The 15,562-nt window shown below is 58.5% G+C and carries 14 protein-coding genes and 1 pseudogene; 6 read left to right on the forward strand and 9 right to left on the reverse strand.

Annotated elements, in window-relative coordinates; genetic code table 11:
• Positions 1–260 precede the first annotated feature (260 nt).
• The 3 genes and pseudogenes from ACNI3R_RS10895 to ACNI3R_RS10905 form a co-directional block, all read right to left on the reverse strand.
• Complete coding sequence (locus tag ACNI3R_RS10895; protein WP_426183150.1) at positions 261–2,168, reverse strand: AAA family ATPase; 1,908 nt, start codon at positions 2,166–2,168, stop codon at positions 261–263.
• Positions 2,169–2,428: 260 nt separating this feature from the next.
• Positions 2,429–2,767, reverse strand: a pseudogene (locus ACNI3R_RS10900) (type 1 glutamine amidotransferase family protein); the annotation flags it as partial.
• A gap of 156 nt (positions 2,768–2,923) precedes the next feature.
• A complete protein-coding gene (locus tag ACNI3R_RS10905) occupies positions 2,924–3,469 on the reverse strand; it encodes a MarR family winged helix-turn-helix transcriptional regulator (protein WP_426183152.1) in 546 nt (181 codons plus the stop codon).
• A 1-nt stretch (position 3,470) separates the two neighbouring features.
• On the opposite strand from ACNI3R_RS10905, the gene ACNI3R_RS10910 reads away from it, so the two are divergent.
• Both ACNI3R_RS10910 and ACNI3R_RS10915 read left to right on the forward strand, forming a co-directional pair.
• Positions 3,471–4,532, forward strand: coding sequence for a Rieske 2Fe-2S domain-containing protein (locus ACNI3R_RS10910; RefSeq protein ID WP_426183154.1), 1,062 nt, complete (start codon positions 3,471–3,473; stop codon positions 4,530–4,532).
• Between the two features lie 123 nt (positions 4,533–4,655).
• Positions 4,656–6,947, forward strand: a complete 2,292-nt coding sequence (locus ACNI3R_RS10915) for a TonB-dependent receptor (protein ID WP_426183156.1) — start codon at positions 4,656–4,658, stop codon at positions 6,945–6,947.
• A 324-nt stretch (positions 6,948–7,271) separates the two neighbouring features.
• On the opposite strand, the gene ACNI3R_RS10920 is transcribed toward ACNI3R_RS10915, so the two are convergent.
• The 5 genes from ACNI3R_RS10920 to uvrB all read right to left on the reverse strand — a co-directional run bounded on the left by ACNI3R_RS10920 (position 7,272) and on the right by uvrB (position 12,096).
• Complete coding sequence (locus tag ACNI3R_RS10920) at positions 7,272–7,922, reverse strand: hypothetical protein (RefSeq protein WP_426183158.1); 651 nt, start codon at positions 7,920–7,922, stop codon at positions 7,272–7,274.
• Between the two features lie 209 nt (positions 7,923–8,131).
• Entirely contained in the window at positions 8,132–8,740 is a 609-nt protein-coding gene (locus ACNI3R_RS10925; protein WP_426183679.1) for a DJ-1/PfpI family protein, read from the reverse strand.
• 80 nt (positions 8,741–8,820) lie between these two features.
• Positions 8,821–9,378, reverse strand: a complete 558-nt coding sequence (locus tag ACNI3R_RS10930) for a DNA-3-methyladenine glycosylase I (RefSeq protein WP_426183160.1) — start codon at positions 9,376–9,378, stop codon at positions 8,821–8,823.
• The gene (locus ACNI3R_RS10935; RefSeq protein ID WP_426183681.1) at positions 9,375–9,839 is read right to left on the reverse strand and encodes a DUF1810 domain-containing protein; all 465 of its coding nucleotides are present in this window, start codon (positions 9,837–9,839) and stop codon (positions 9,375–9,377) included. Before ACNI3R_RS10935 ends, ACNI3R_RS10930 begins: the two co-directional genes overlap by 4 nt.
• A 70-nt stretch (positions 9,840–9,909) precedes the next feature.
• Positions 9,910–12,096: an excinuclease ABC subunit UvrB gene (uvrB, locus tag ACNI3R_RS10940; RefSeq protein ID WP_426183162.1), complete on the reverse strand. Its 2,187-nt coding sequence runs from the start codon at positions 12,094–12,096 to the stop codon at positions 9,910–9,912.
• 56 nt (positions 12,097–12,152) lie between these two features.
• Here uvrB and ACNI3R_RS10945 point away from each other — a divergent pair, with 56 nt between their 5' ends.
• From ACNI3R_RS10945 to ACNI3R_RS10960, 4 genes are all read left to right on the forward strand, one after another.
• On the forward strand, positions 12,153–13,004 hold the full coding sequence (locus ACNI3R_RS10945; protein ID WP_426183164.1) for a 2OG-Fe(II) oxygenase: 852 nt from the start codon (positions 12,153–12,155) through the stop codon (positions 13,002–13,004).
• Between the two features lie 93 nt (positions 13,005–13,097).
• Positions 13,098–13,583: a DUF3617 domain-containing protein gene (locus ACNI3R_RS10950; protein WP_426183166.1), complete on the forward strand. Its 486-nt coding sequence runs from the start codon at positions 13,098–13,100 to the stop codon at positions 13,581–13,583.
• Positions 13,580–14,407 (forward strand): arylamine N-acetyltransferase family protein, encoded by an 828-nt coding sequence (locus ACNI3R_RS10955; protein WP_426183168.1) that lies wholly within the window; start codon positions 13,580–13,582, stop codon positions 14,405–14,407. The genes ACNI3R_RS10950 and ACNI3R_RS10955 overlap by 4 nt, the downstream gene beginning before the upstream one ends.
• Positions 14,408–14,582: 175 nt before the next feature.
• Positions 14,583–15,164 carry a carboxymuconolactone decarboxylase family protein gene (locus ACNI3R_RS10960; protein ID WP_426183170.1) on the forward strand — a complete coding sequence of 194 codons (582 nt, stop codon included), beginning with the start codon at positions 14,583–14,585 and terminating at the stop codon, positions 15,162–15,164.
• 117 nt (positions 15,165–15,281) lie between these two features.
• On the opposite strand, the gene ACNI3R_RS10965 is transcribed toward ACNI3R_RS10960, so the two are convergent.
• A complete protein-coding gene (locus tag ACNI3R_RS10965) occupies positions 15,282–15,404 on the reverse strand; it encodes a PIN domain-containing protein (protein ID WP_426183172.1) in 123 nt (40 codons plus the stop codon).
• Positions 15,405–15,562: the final 158 nt, after the last annotated feature.

Below are 15,562 nucleotides of genomic sequence, written 5' to 3' on the forward strand. Positions count from 1 at the left end.
GACCCCACGAGGCACGAAGAGCGGCGGATATGTCGATGAGGCCAAAATAGCGCCTATCATCGCTAAGATCGATCGCATCAATGAGAAGCGCAAGCTAAACGGTCGGTGATAACAGCCCGTTTCACCCCTCAGATTGTAGCCTCAGCCTGCAATCTTAGAGGGGCGGACGGCTTTTAGGTGATATCGTACCGTGCGGGCATCGACCCCACCGTTTTGCAGCCTCAGCCTACAATCTGAGAGTGTCGATCGCCTTCTAGGCTTCAACCAAGTGCCAACTGGGCTAATCGGTTGAGCTCCCGCAAGCCAGGCGAGGGAAGGTCGGCCTCAAACCCATCGGTACTAGTAAATGTGATGAGCTTATCTATGTCCTTGCCCTTAAATCCTGCCCCAAGATAATCTTCTAAAGCCCCGCGCTTGAGGACGTAGGTGCCAGACGAAGCCAAGCTATCAATGAAATTTGAAATTATCCTCTTCTCATTAGTCGTTAGGGGGCCTACTATTCCATTATGTCTTGATTTAATATAATCCCAGGTCGACTCGGCATGGGACCACGAATTTGTTTTGATAGCCTGATCGATATCTCTTACGAGTTGCTGCCCATCCAAACTACCGGCGTTATCTATGACTTTTTTCTTCAGAGAGTTTACCTTGACCTTAAATAGGGATTTTACATTGCCATCTCCAACCTGTTCAAGATAATCAAAATCTGCAATTGTAAAATTCTCTACTTGAAAGGAATCTAGTATAGCCTTATAAGAGGCGAATATATTTTTCCCACCGACCTCAACTATCTCAATATTACTCGACGTTGCCAGGCGTTTCAGTTTTTCGGCCCATATGGCTTCTAAGAATATTCTGTCAGACAAGCCCTCGACGAGAATAACTCGATCCGCAAAGAAAATTTTCTCATTATTCTGAGAGTTTACGATTTTAAAGAGCAATTTTTTCTTCACCACATTATCGCGATCAAATCGAACAATAGAGCTACGCTGATCTTTGGCATAAACTCTCGAAACATATTCGATAGATTCGGGATTGATAAACATCGGTGAGTGCGTTGCAATAAGGAATTGATTGCCGGTATTCTCGGCAAGAGAAATAAATATACTCAAAAGAGACTTCTGCCATGTGGGGTGGAGGTGAAGTTCTGGTTCATCTATGACAATAAGCGAGTCCTTAATATCCAGAACGTAAATCGAAAATAGATAAGTAAGAAGTTCTTTCTCTCCGGATGAAGCCTCGGATACTAAAAATGACTTACCGTGCTTTTGCAGTTCTATATTATATTGGTTCGTCCTCATATTAAGACATTTTAGGTCCCAGTCATATCCCAAGTCTTTCAAAGCATTTGTTAATCTGACCAGATTGGGTTCAGATCTGAAGCGCCCCTTGGCATCGCCCTTGTCCTCAGCTAGTAAAGTGAGATAGCGATCAGCAAGACGCGCCACAGCTAAGGCGATGTAGGAGGGCGTCATGCGAGAATGTATCGCATCGACCTGGCGTTTAGTTTCGAACATATTCATCCCGCCAAGATGAACGTTCGACGAAAAACTGCCGGAAGCCCTGCTTACAGGGAGATAAATTAAGGGAAATCGCAGACCTTCTAGACCATATTGCTCTCGCAAAAAACTATGGATTTCGAATGACCTCATATATTCGAGAAATAATTTCGATGCGTTATCAGCAAAGGTAACGACCGAATCTTCAATAACATAGCTCACAATCTGATTTGTTTGGATAATTGACAAATCCCATTCCGCGGCAAATTTAATATCAATATTAAAGAATTTTGTTGATGCAAGATCATGCAGTTCTATGCAGGTGTTCTTTATATTGGCGATATTATCAATATCAGACTGAGAGATTTCTATATCAATTTCTATCCGCTGGTGGTCGGAAGTTCTCTCTAGATGCTTCGGAAGCAGCATGCTGTTGAGCATATCATTTTGCCGAATTTCGTAGCGGTCTGGCTGTTCCGATGTGGGCGCATGCGCCGCCCACATGCTGAGCAGAAGGTACTTCCGTAGCGTGATCGTAATCGCATCCAACAGGTTGGTTTTGCCCCCACCATTCGGACCGATGATAATAGAAATTTGCTTATCTATTAGCAGCTCTGAGCGGTCGTAGAAGCTACGAACATTTTCTAGGCCAAACTTCCGAAGCAGCATTGCATCCCCCTCAATTAGCTCGTTGAGGGACTGCGCTCAGCGGATAGTGCCGTCAACAAAAGATAGCTCGGTTTCGGCAAGCTTCTGCCGATGCCGCTCGATCCGGCTAGCAGGTGTTATTGCCGCCACAATGCAACCATCCAAAAATTTGTGTCATCAACCGCGATGTAAGTTCGGCAGCGATTATCCGGTCGAGCTTTTGCAATTACGGTGACACTGCATTTAACTGTCCGACTGTCGAACTGCCTGCGGTTGCGCGCTCACTGTTTCGACTTGAGAAAAGCCCCAACCACCCCCAGCGTCTGGTCGATCCACGCCTGCTTCTCCCCCGCCGGCGCGACATAGTGGATGGCCTCCGCCGCATCGTCGAGGCTAGCACCCCGCGCGATCGTCCAGGCGGCGAGGTAGATGGAGGCGAGGCAGCCGCCGGCCGTCGCGACATTGTCATGGGCGATGAAGGGGGCGTCGATCACGTCGATGCCGGCCTCCACCACCCAGGGCTTGGTGGTGAGATCTGTGCAGGCGGGGAGCGAGCCGATCAGGCCGAGTTTCGCCAGCAGCAGCGTCCCCGAACATTGCGCGCCGATCAGCTGGCGGGCGGAATGCCACGCCTTTTAATGCAGCGTCACCAAAATCACTTTTAATGCAGCGTCACCAAAATCACACCGAAATCAGCGTCACCGATATCAGTATCACCGGAATCCGAAATCTTAGTGCAGCGTCACCGGAATCGGTCACCGGAATCGAAAGTAGTGCTAGGCCGCGATTGCTGATCGATTGGTGATCAGTCTGAGCATCTCTATCAAGGAGCTGCGGCTACTAGGTGGAATGTCTTCCAACAGCTGGTTGATCATTTCCCGCTCGATACTACAGGCATCTTCCAGCTTTTGCCGGCCATTTTCTGATAAGTTTAACCCTGTCTGATTGCGGCCTTTGAGCGCTGTGCGAATAACGAGGCCCGTCTCTTCCATTCGCGCACACGTGGCCATAGACGATGCTCGATTGATCCGCAGTTCGCGTCCCAAGCCGCTCTGGGTAATGTTGGGACGCTGTTCAATTATTGCCATCGCAGTCACCCAGCTTGGCTTCAGGCCGATCGGCACAAGCAGGGAACTGTATAGTTCGTAGACGGCAGAACCGGCAAACGTGAGCCAAACTGCCGCGCTATCGCGGAACCTCAAGATCGCGTCTGCATCTGGAACTCGTGGCGTGCCGCGCGCTTTTTCGACCTTCATACGGATTGCAATAACACCGACTTGGGCGTATGTCATCCATACGTTCAAGTCATGAAAGTGAAACAAGATGTTCCTCCAGAATTCCTGGTACGTCCTCGGTTGGGCGAACGCTCTAGCTCCTGCCGCCCCCCCGATTGGCCGGGTGATCATCGAACAGCCTATTGTCGTTTGGCGGGATGAAGGAGGTCTGCTGCACGCCTTTGAAGACCGTTGCCCACATCGTCACGCGCCACTTTCTCATGGGCGTGTCGTGGGAAACTCTATCCAGTGCATGTATCATGGCATGACATTCGGCACTGACGGGCAATGTTTGCACATGCCTTTGATGAATGAGCCGCCGAATATTTCGATCCGTATCTATCCAGTCGTCGAAAAGGATAGCTGGATCTGGGTTTGGACCGGAGATCCTGCCCTCGCGGACGAAAATCTTATCCCTTCTGCATTCGGAATCGATGATGCAGATCGGCCGATGCGGTCAAACAGCATCGAGTATGACGCGCACTACCAACTCGTGCATGATAACCTCTGTGATCTCTCGCACGTTGATTTCGTACATGATGCAACGTTGCGGCAGGCCACGGGTGCCTATTGGTCCGAGACAGCGCCGCGCATTCTAAAGCAGGACCGCGCCATCCGGTTCGAGCGGTGGTTTGAAAATGCAGACCTGCCTGGACGGCCCGGCGAGAAGGTGGACACTTGGATCACTTACGATTTTGCCGTGCCGGGTATCTTTATCTTGCAAGGCGCGCGCTATCCATTGGGGACGGCCAAGCGCTTTGGCTGGAAGGCCCCGACAGGGATCGAGCCGATCGTCAGGAACATCGATCAACAGGCAGTCACGCCAGTAAGCCGCACCCGGACAGCCTATCATTATGCCACCGGCCTGATCGGGAGCACGCCCGACATAACACGGCAACTCGCAACGCGGATGGACGTTGTCATGGCAGCCTTCGAAGAAGATCGACAGTTGATTGAGGCGCAGCAGAAAATCTGGGATCTGACGGATCCCGCCATCCCCAAGCTCTTCCTGCCGCAAGACAAAGGGCCATTCCTGATGCGCAAGCTGATGGAGCGCCTGATCAGTGCAGAGCAAGGCATGGCCACCACTGAGGGCTGCCCAAAGCGTTGAGGGGAAAATCAACCGGCACTTCTACCTTGCGCTCCGGCCACACCGAGCGTATGTATGTTTGTCATACATACGCTCGGCTGACGTTGAGTGTGCGGACAATGATAAACGACAGGGAGAGTGAAGGTGGCCGCAAAGACAGCGACTATTCTAATGGCTTGCCACGTACTGGCCTCGCCAGCCTTGGTTCTGGCGCAGACCGCAAGCACGGATTTGGATGAGCGGGCCAGTGCCCCGACTGATAGCAACGACATCATTGTAACAGCCCGCCGCACCAGCGAGCGGTTGCAGGACGTGCCGGTGGCGGTGACTGCGCTCAGTGGCGATGCGTTGGTCGCGCGCAGTGTCGACACTCTTGATCAGATCGCGCGCTTTACCCCCAGTGTCCGCTTCGACGGTGCGGCTGCTCTGTCGGGTGGCAACTACAACGCCACTGTGTTTATTCGTGGCGTCGGCCAGAACGATTTTGCGATTTTTTCGGATCCTGGGGTCGGGTTCTATGTCGACGACGTCTACTATGCCCGATCAATTGGCGGGGTGATGGACGCGGTCGATATATCGTCAGTTCAGGTATTGCGTGGGCCGCAAGGCACGCTTTTTGGCAAGAATACCATCGGCGGGGCGGTTGTGATTAGCACCACGCGGCCCGTCATGGACACTTTTGAGGGCAAGATTGAAGCAATTACAGGCAGCTTCAACCGGATCGATGTTCGGGGCGCTATTAATCTACCCTTTGCTGATGGCAAGGCTGCATTGCGCCTATCAGGTGCGACATTTAACCGCGACGGTTATGTCAAACGGCTGCTCGATGGTGGTACGCAGGGTAATCGCAATGCTCAGATGGTGCGTGGGGCGCTGCGGCTGATGCCAACTGAGACGCTGACCATTGACATCGGAGCCGACTACACCCGGGCGCGAGAGAATTCGGCACCTTCTGATCTTCTGGCAGTAGGCAATGCGCCGGGCATCACAGGCATTCCCTTTCTGTCGAACTACAACCGGTTTGTGGCTCCCGTTCGTGGCATCGTCGCGCCCAATGGCGCGCTTACGCTAAACCCCAGTTATATCACGAATAGTCCCTTCGAAACCTGGGCTGGCGGGCCGAACCGCAATGATCTGGATCTGTGGGGTGTGCAAGGCACAATCGCGCTGGAAATCGGCGCGGTGACACTGAAATCCATCACCGCCTATCGCGATATGAAAGCGTATTTCACACGCGATGGCGATAACACCCCGCATGTATTCCGGCAAACTACCAATGATGATGAACAGTGGCAGTTCAGTCAGGAATTGCAAGCCAGTGGCAAGCTGATGGATGACCGTCTAAGCTTTGTGCTGGGGGCGTTCTATTTCAAGGAGAAGGCCTCTGACATAGCAACCGCCGACTTGGCAGTTGGTCTTTGGCCGCCGCTGGCGGCAACACCGCCGTTTTCTCCTGCTGCCTTTATCGAAAACTATACAAATAATCGCAGTTTTGCAGCCTACGGCCAAGCTGATTTTGAGATCGTGCCATCGCTATCCATCACGTTGGGCGCTCGCTACACATCAGACCGCAAGATATTCACGGCGATCGATATTCGGCAGCGTGACAATGTGAAGTATGTCGATGTCACGCGCCAGGCTACTTTCAAGAAGTTCACGCCTCGCTTTGGCATCAACTGGAAAGCCAGCGATGACTTACTGGTGTATGGCTCGTTCTCGCGTGGGTTCAAACAAGGTGGCTTCAATGGACGGCCGCTGGTGAGCGAAGCCGAAGTGACGGAGTATTCGCCTGAAACGCTCGATACTTATGAAGGCGGCATCAAGGCATCATGGCTCGACGGCGCATTGACCACGAACTTTGCAGCCTACCATGCCATTTACAAGAACATCCAGTTGACCGTTAATCAGACCCCGATCAACTTCGTTGCCAACGCCGCTGCTGGCAGGATCAACGGCTTCGAACTCGAAACCGTCATGCGTCCAGCCCGCTGGCTTTCGTTTAATGCCGGGATTGGCTACACTGATGCCCGATACACCGGCATTGGTCAGGGGCTTGGGCCAACCCAGATCCTGCCAATTACGCTGAACACCAAATTCGTCAAAACGCCAGAATGGACTGTCGCTGTGGGGGGCGAGCTAAGCCATGGGTTTGCTGATGGTTCCGAAGCTCGTCTCAGGCTTGATTACTCTACCTACAGCACCATTTTCAATGACGTGGCAAATACACCTATTGTTGCGCAAAAGGCCTATGGGCTGCTGAATGCACGTCTGAGCTATACGCTTCCGGGCGATGCTCTGACACTTGCGGTTTTCGGGACAAATCTGACCGATACGCTATATCTGGTCTCGGGTAATGCATCAGGTGCATTTGGCCTTGCCGAAGCCAGTTACGGCCGTCCCCGCGAGTGGGGGGCATCGGCAACCTTCAAATTCTGAGGCACTGTGCATCCTCCGGGATTACGGTGATGGTGTGGACGGCGCTCTGAGGGATACTGCCGTCGCATAAATTGGTATTGCGCTGGCAGTGCAGCGAATTATCGCTCTATGTTCGGGGCTGAGGGGCGATCTATCCACGATTCCGATCAGCCTTTTTCATGCAGCGTCACCGCAATTCGAACGCCCGCCCAAATCTTCGTCGAACCACTTTGGACATATACCCCTCCCAAAAAGGGCTGTCCCTAATTTCTCTGTCTCAATCCAGGGGGGCAATCCATATTATTCCGCAGCGTCACCGGAGTTTGTAATTTTAGTAGCGGACATTCAAATGCGCGATCGGCAATTATGATAGCTGTCCAGCCCGTCATCCCAAAGTGCGGGTACCTCCGCCCTTACAGCCGCCCAACGCCCTTGCTGCGCGCGCAGGGTGACGCAGAAATGTTTATCTGAATCGGACAGGCTCCAGAGCGGAGGTCTAATCGCCCCCAATCGATAATAGAGGTCGTTGGTAATGAAGGCATCAGCCTCTCGCCCACCAGGCACGGCGATTAAACTGGCGCGTGGGCGCGACTTTCCTCCTGTAACGTGGCTGATCTTCGCTTCAATTTCGTGAGTCCTAATCGGCATAACTGAGAAAGCAGAAAGCTCGAAAACCCAGCGGCCCAAGTAAGAACAGGTCACGATAGAAAGAGCAATCGCGGCTATCAGAGCGGCATATCTCTTCACGACCGGCCCGGTCGGCGCGAGAAGGAGTTTTAGTCGGACAATGATGCCTCCAAGAAGCAATCCGCAAGCATAAGACAGCCATCGAACAACTTCCGGCACTTGCGTCAGGAGGACAGTGTGGCCCGAGAGGGTTTCACGCGCGACAACGCCGCCCAACATCGCCAATATGATCCAGCGACCCCGCCGTCGCACCGAGCGGAGTGCGGCCTCTTCCGCATCCGGCGCCTCCAACACATCGTCTAGCGGCATTAACTCTCACTCGCGCACTTTTACGCAGGCATCGCATGCCAGAGGCGGGACGAAATGCAATATCGTTTCCAACCATTTCCGCCATATCGGATCGATCCAGCCGATGCCCTCGATCGCGGACTGCTCGAAAAGCTGTAGCCTGAATTACGGTGAATTACGTTGACACTGCAGTTAACTGTCCGACAGTCAAACTGCCTGCGGTTGCGCGCTTAATGTTTCGACTTGAGAAAAGGCCCAACCACCCCCAGCGTCCGGTCGATCCACGCCTGCTTCTCCCCCACCGGCGCGACATAGTGGATGGCCTCCGCCGTATCGTCGAGACCCGCACCCCGCGCGATCGTCCAGGCGGCGAGGTAGATCGAGGCGAGGCAGCCGCCGGCCGTCGCGACATTGCCATGAGCGATGAAGGGGGCGTCGATGACGTCGATACCGGCCTCCACCACCCAGGGCTTGGTCGTCAGGTCGGTGCAGGCGGGGAGCGAGCCGATCAGGCCGAGTTTCGCCAGCAGCAGCGTCCCCGAACATTGCGCGCCGATCAGCTGGCGGGTGGGATCGAGGCGCAGGCGGTCGAGCAATGTCCGGTCCTCGGCGATCTCGCGGGTGCGGATGCCGCTCCCGATCAGCACGGCGTCCGCCTTCATCGCGAAATCCAGCGGCTGCTGGCGGTCGATGCGTAGCCCGTTCATCGAGGTGACCTGGGGTGTCGGTGCGCAGATCTGCGCGCTCCATCCTTTGGCGCGCATCCGGTTGAGGATGGACGAGGCGACGAAGGAGTCGAGTTCGTTAAACCCGTCGAAGGTCAGGACCGCGATCTGCATGGTGCGAGACAGCATGGCCGCCCTCGCCGCGCAAGCCCCGCGCGCCGCCCCTCTTCAGCACCCATCGCCAGCGCCCGGCGTCAGACCTGATCGCGGCGGAAGCAATACTGCGCGTGGTCGTTGACCATGCCGATAGCCTGCATCCACGCATAGACGATCGTCGGGCCGACGAATTTGAACCCGCGCTTCTTGAGGTCCTTGGAGATGCGGTCGGACAGCGGCGTGCTGGCCGGCACGCTCGTCCCGTCGCCCAGCAGAACCTTACCCTCGGTGAAGGACCACACATAGTCGGCGAAATCCTCGCCCCGGTCGCGCATGGCGAGGAAGAGGCGCGCGCCAGCGATCGTCGATTCGATCTTCGCGCGCGACCGGACGATGCCGGGGTCCTGCATCAGCCGCTCGACATCGTCGGGGCCGAAGGCCGCCACGCGCTCGGGATCGAAGCCGGCGAAGGCCGCGCGAAACGCCTCGCGCTTGCGCAGGATGACCGTCCAGGAGAGGCCCGCCTGGAAGCCTTCGAGCATCAGATTCTCCCACAGCGCGCGCGGATCGCGTTCGGGCACGCCCCATTCGCTGTCATGATAGACGGTTTCGACCGGATCGCGTTCGGACCAGCGGCAGCGAAACAGCTCGGTCATCGCCCGCCCTCCCGGAGCAGATCGAGCGTCAGCGGATCGGCCTGCCCGTCGAACCAGCGTTCGAGTGCCGCGACGAACAGCCGCTCGCCCGCCACTTCGGCAAATAGCGTCAGCGAGGAGCGCAGCTTCATCGCGTCGACCGCACCGAAGATTTCGGCGGCACTCCCCTGCTCCAGATCCTGCAGCGCCTCGACGCAGGCGCGCAGCCGGGCGCCGAGCAGCGGATGCGCGAGATAGGCCGCCGCTTCCGCTGCCGAGGCCAGCCCATAATGTTGCGCGGTCGGGCTGCGCCCAAGGCCGCGCAGCTGCGGGAAGATAAACCACATCCAATGGCCCCGCTTCGCGCCGCGACGGATTTCGGCCAGCGCCTGGTCGAGCACGCCCTCCTGCGCCGCCACGAAGCGGTCGAGATCGAAGCCTTCTTCCATCGCCCCGCTTATCCTCTCGCCGACGCTCTGCATGACGCCCATATTCCCGATCCATGACAGCAAATGCTGTGGAACATATAAGGAACAAAAAAGCGAAGCGCAATCAGCGGCGGGCGCGCGCGGCCTTCATCTTTCCATATTTGGTGGTGCGCGTGCCGGGTTTGCCGCCGAAGCTGTTGCTCTTCACCGGCGCGCGATGCTCGTCGACCGGCAGGCCGAGCTCTTCCTGCTCCAGCTTGCGGATCTCATCGCGCAGTCGCCCTGCCTCCTCGAATTCGAGATCGGCCGCCGCCGCGCGCATCTTGCCTTCCAGCTCCTCGATATAGGCGCGCAGATTGTGGCCGACCATGTGCGGCCGCTCCTCGATCCCGGTGTCGACGGTGACCTGGTCCTTCGACGCAAGATGGCCGACGATGTCGGTGATGCTGCGGCGGATCGTCTCGGGCGTGATGCCATGTTCGAGATTATAGGCTTCCTGCTTCTCGCGGCGGCGCGCGGTCTCGGCCATCGCCCGTTCCATCGAGCCGGTGATGCGGTCGGCATAGAGGATCACACGCCCATCGACGTTGCGCGCGGCGCGGCCGATCGTCTGGATCAGCGAGGTTTCGGAGCGCAGGAAGCCCTCCTTGTCCGCATCGAGAATCGCCACCAGCCCGCATTCGGGAATGTCGAGCCCCTCGCGCAGCAGGTTGATGCCGACGAGGATGTCATAGACGCCCAGCCGCAGGTCGCGGATCAGCTCGATCCGTTCCAGCGTCTCGACGTCCGAATGCATGTAGCGGACCTTGAGCCCCGCCTCGTGCAGATATTCGGTCAGGTCCTCGGCCATGCGCTTGGTCAGCGTCGTGACCAGCGTGCGATAGCCCTTCTTCGCGGTCTCGCGCGCCTCGAAGACGAGGTCGTCGACCTGGCTTTCGATCGGACGGATGTCGACCGGCGGGTCGATCAAGCCGGTCGGGCGGATGACCTGCTCGACGAACACGCCGCCGGTCTGGTTCATCTCCCAGTCGCCCGGCGTCGCCGAGACATAGACGGTCTGCGGACGCATCACCTCCCACTCGGCGAAGCGCAGCGGGCGGTTGTCGATGCAGGACGGCAGGCGGAAGCCGAACTCGGCGAGGGTGATCTTGCGGCGGTGGTCGCCCCGCGACATGCCGTTGATCTGGCCGATCGTCTGGTGGCTCTCATCGACGAACAGCAACGCATTTTCCGGCAGATATTCGAACAGGGTCGGCGGCGGCTCGCCCGGCAGGCGGCCAGTCAGGAAGCGCGAATAATTCTCGATGCCGGCGCAGCTGCCCGTGGCGGCAATCATCTCCAGGTCGAAATTGGTGCGCTGCTCCAGCCGCTGCGCTTCCAGCAGGCGTCCCTCGGCCTGCAATTCCTTCAGCCGCTCGGTCAGCTCGAAGCGGATCGCCTCCATCGCCTGCTTCATCGTCGGCCCAGGGGTGACATAGTGCGAATTGGCGAAGACGCGGACATAGTCGAGGCTGGCGGCCTTCTTGCCGGTCAGCGGGTCGAACTCGACGATCTCCTCGATCTCGTCGCCGAAAAAGGCGATCCGCCAGGCGCTGTCCTCATAGTGCGACGGGAAGATTTCCAGATTGTCCCCGCGCACCCGGAAATTGCCGCGCGAGAACGCGGCGTCGTTGCGCTTATACTGGAGCGCAACCAGCTTGCGGATGATCTCGCGCTGGTCGACGGTCTGGCCCTTCTTCAGGTCGAAGATCATCGCCGAATAGGTTTCGACCGATCCGATACCGTAGAGGCAGGACACCGAGGCGACGATCAGCACGTCGTCGCGTTCGAGCAGCGAGCGGGTGGCCGAGTGGCGCATCCGGTCGATCGCCTCGTTTATCGAGCTTTCCTTCTCGATATAGGTGTCGGTGCGGGCGACATAGGCCTCGGGCTGATAATAATCATAATAGCTGACGAAGAACTCGACCGCATTGTCGGGAAAGAACTGCTTGAACTCTCCGTAGAGCTGGGCGGCGAGGATCTTGTTCGGCGCCAGCACCAGCGCCGGGCGCTGCAGCTGTTCTACCACCTTCGCCATGGTGAAGGTCTTGCCCGATCCGGTGACGCCCAGCAGCACCTGGTCGCGCTCGCCCTGCTCGGCCTGGGCGACAAGCTCGGCGATCGCGGTCGGCTGGTCGCCCGAGGGCTGATAGTCGGAGACGAGCTTGAACGCCTTGCCGCCCTCGCTCTTTGCGGGCCGCTCCGGCCGGTGCGGGACGAAGCTCTGCCCGAGGTCGACGTCATCGAGGCTGGTGCGGATCTGGATGGTCATGGCTTTGCATATGTAGGATAGAGGGGACGAATGTTCACCTTTTATCTTCCTTCCCCATGAGCCAGTCCGGCAGCCTGCTTCCCTATCGCGACCAGGGCGGCGCGCCTGGGTTCGACGCGGCCACGTGCCGTGCGGCAGGCATGGCGCTGGCCGCGCACTATGCGGAGGCCTCCCCCTTCCCGCACATCGTCATCGACGACCTGATCGATCCGGCCCTGCTGGCGGGGCTGGCCGCGCATTTCCCCGACCGGATGGGCAAGCGCTTCTTCGACCGCGACCAGGAGCGGTTCAAATATCAGTTCGGGCCGGACGAGATCGACCATGGCGGGCTGCGGACACTGCTCACCGAGCTCAACGGCGCGGCCTTCGTCGGCTTTCTGGAGGCGCTGACCGGAATCGAGGGGCTGGTGCCCGATCCCTGGTATCTGGGCGGCGGGCTGCACGAGACGCTGCCGGGCGGTCATCTGTCGGTCCATGCCGACTTCAACCGCCATCCGCGCCTGAAGCTCCGCCGGCGGCTGAATCTGCTCATTTATCTGAACGACGGCTGGCAGCCCGAATGGGGCGGCGATCTCGAACTGTGGGACCGCGCCATGCAGCGTTGCGAGGTGCGCGTCGCCCCGCTGCTCGGCCGGGCGGTGATCTTCAACACCGACGCCGACAGCTATCACGGCCACCCCGATCCGCTGCGCTGCCCGCCCGATCGATCGCGCCGCTCGATCGCGACCTATTATTACACGGCCTTCCCCGCCGACGAAGCCGACGCGCCCGAGCGCACGACCGTCTTCCGCCCGCGCCCCGGCAGCGGCGACCGGCCTGACCGGCGCGTCGCGATCGACCATTTCATCCAGGATTGGGTTCCGCTACGCCTGCAGCGCTATGCCCGCAAATTGAACCGCTTTCGCTGAGCCCCCCGCAACCTTTTCCCGCCACCGACCCGTAAATCAGCAATGGCTGCACCACGACCAGATCCACATGCGCAGCCCATGAGGGACCCACGGATGATCAAAGCCCGCCTTTCGACCGGCATCGCCCCGCTGGCCGCTACCGCCGCCCTGACGCTTGTTCCCGCCACGCCTGCTGCGGCGGACGGCTTCGCTCCCGGCGGCTGGACCCACCACACGACCATGCTGAGCGCCGACGTGCCGGGCGTGCCGCAATGGGTGATCAAGATGTTCGCCGGCAACCGCAAGCGCTCCAGCTGCCACGACGCCGCCGAACTGGCGCGCCGGCCGGAGGCGCTGCTGACCCAGGACGATGCGGCGGTCTGCACCAAGCGGCGCTTCTCGATGGCGGGCGGGCAACTCGCCTATGACGCCTTCTGCACCAACAAGCGTTTCCCTGATGGCTTGCTCGTCGCATCGAAGGGCAGCTACACGGCCGACAGCTACAAGATCTCGACCGTTTCAACCGGCATGAAGGAAGGCAAGCCCGTGAAGATCGTGACCGAAGGCAGCGGTCACCGTACCGGATCCTGCAAGAAATGAGCGACACGACCAACCCCGCCGATTTCGACCTCGACGCCTATCTCGCGCGGATCGGGTTGAAACAGGCGCCCGAGGCCGACTGGGGCGGCATGGATTTCCTCCAGCGCCAGCACCGGCTGACCATACCGTTCGAAAATATCGATATTTCGCTGGGGCGCGGGATCAGCCTCGATCCCGACCATGTCTTCGCCAAGCTCGTCCACCATCGCCGCGGCGGCTATTGTTTCGAGCAGAACCAGCTGTTCCTGCGCGCGCTGCACGCGATCGGGTTCGAGGCGCGGCCGATCCTGGCGCGCGTCTGGCTGCGCACCGAAGGCCTCCCGCCGCGCACCCACACCGCCAATCTGGTCGAAATCGGCGGGCAGACCTGGCTCGCCGATGCCGGCTTCGGCGGCGGCTATGCGCCCCCCATGCCGCTCAGCGACGGGGCGGAGACCTCCGGCCCCGACGGCGCGCTGTTCCGCATGCGCCTCGATGCCGACCATGGCTGGACGCTCGAGCGCCTCGCCCCCGGCGCGGACCGGGCCGGAGGCTGGGAACGGCAGTACAGCTTCACCACCGACCGCGTATTTCCGGCCGATCTGGAAATGTCCAACCACTGGACCTCGACCCGCCCCGAAACCCGCTTCACCAGCCAGACGATCGTCAGCCTGGTCCTCCCCAGCGGCCTCGCCTCGCTCGTCGACCGCCGCTATGTCCGGCACACCGCGAAGGAACAGGTCGAAAGCGAGATCGAAAGCGCCAAGGCCTACCGCCTGCGCCTGAACTTCGTCTTCGGCCTGATCCTCGACGAGGTGGAGGTGATGGGACTGGGCCTGTTTTAGGGGGCTTATCCGAAATTCGGCGACGCCTGGCTGAAACGATGTGGGCCAAGGCGCCTAGCATAATGGCTAGGCCGGGGGGCACCGCCGCCATGATAGCTTCCCTGCATATAGACTGCTGAAATCATGCAGAAAAACACTGCATGATCGAACCAGCGGCGTAGACAGGAGAAGATGCATGGCCGATACGATCAAGAGTTTCCGCCGGGACGAACTGTCTCCCAAGCTCCAGCAGGACTGGGATTTCGTCTATAAACTGACGGGCCAGGCCGGATTCATCGAGAAAGGCGCCCACGCACCGGAACTTCTCGACTTCACCATGGTCGATTTCTACGAGAAGATATTCTACGGCGGGCGCGTCGACGTCAAACTCAAGCATCTTGCCCGGCTGCGCATGAGCCTCGGTCACGGCTGCCGCAGCTGCAACCTGGGCAACACCATCGGCGCCAAGGAAGTCGGCTACAGCGAAGAGCAGTTGAATGCCATTGAGGGCGATCGATCGATCTTCAGCGATGTCGAGATCGCGGTGCTCGAACTGGCCGACGAATTCCTGATGACCAACATTCAGGGGCATCTCGAACCGGAGCTCTACGCCAAGCTGCACAAGCACTTCGACGATGCGCAGATCCTCGAGCTGGGCACTGTGATGAGCTATCTCGGCGGTCTGGCAAAGATGCTGTTCGTCTTCGACATGGCCGAGAAGGAGGAAACCTGCCCCTTCCGTCCTGCGGCGCGGTCTTTGGCCGAAGCCGCCGAGTAGAGCATTGGGCAGTTCAGGGTGCTATCGTCGCCGAACCTTCGATCGTCGTAGTCGGCGGCGGCGGCGGCTCTAAGATCTGCGCCGTGCGCCAGCTTTGTGAAGTGCATCCTTAAAATTCTACCATAAGCGCTTGAGCGCGAAGCCATCGAACAGCGCCTCGTTCGATATGAGCACCATGTCCTCCGACTGCGCCTGAGCGATCAGCAGACGGTCGAAGGGGTCCTTGTGGGGAATGTTCATTTCCCCGGCGACGCGCGCATGATGAACGCTGATCGCCAGCTCGTCGAAGCCCCGCTTCGCCAGGATCGCCGAGAACTGTTGGCCAGCACGGCCGCATCGGGCGATTTTCCGATCCGGACATTCGCCCCCTTTCCCCAATACGCCAATTCACGCCTAGT

This window comes from Rhizorhabdus antheiae (assembly GCF_049889055.1).
GTDB lineage: Bacteria > Pseudomonadota > Alphaproteobacteria > Sphingomonadales > Sphingomonadaceae > Rhizorhabdus.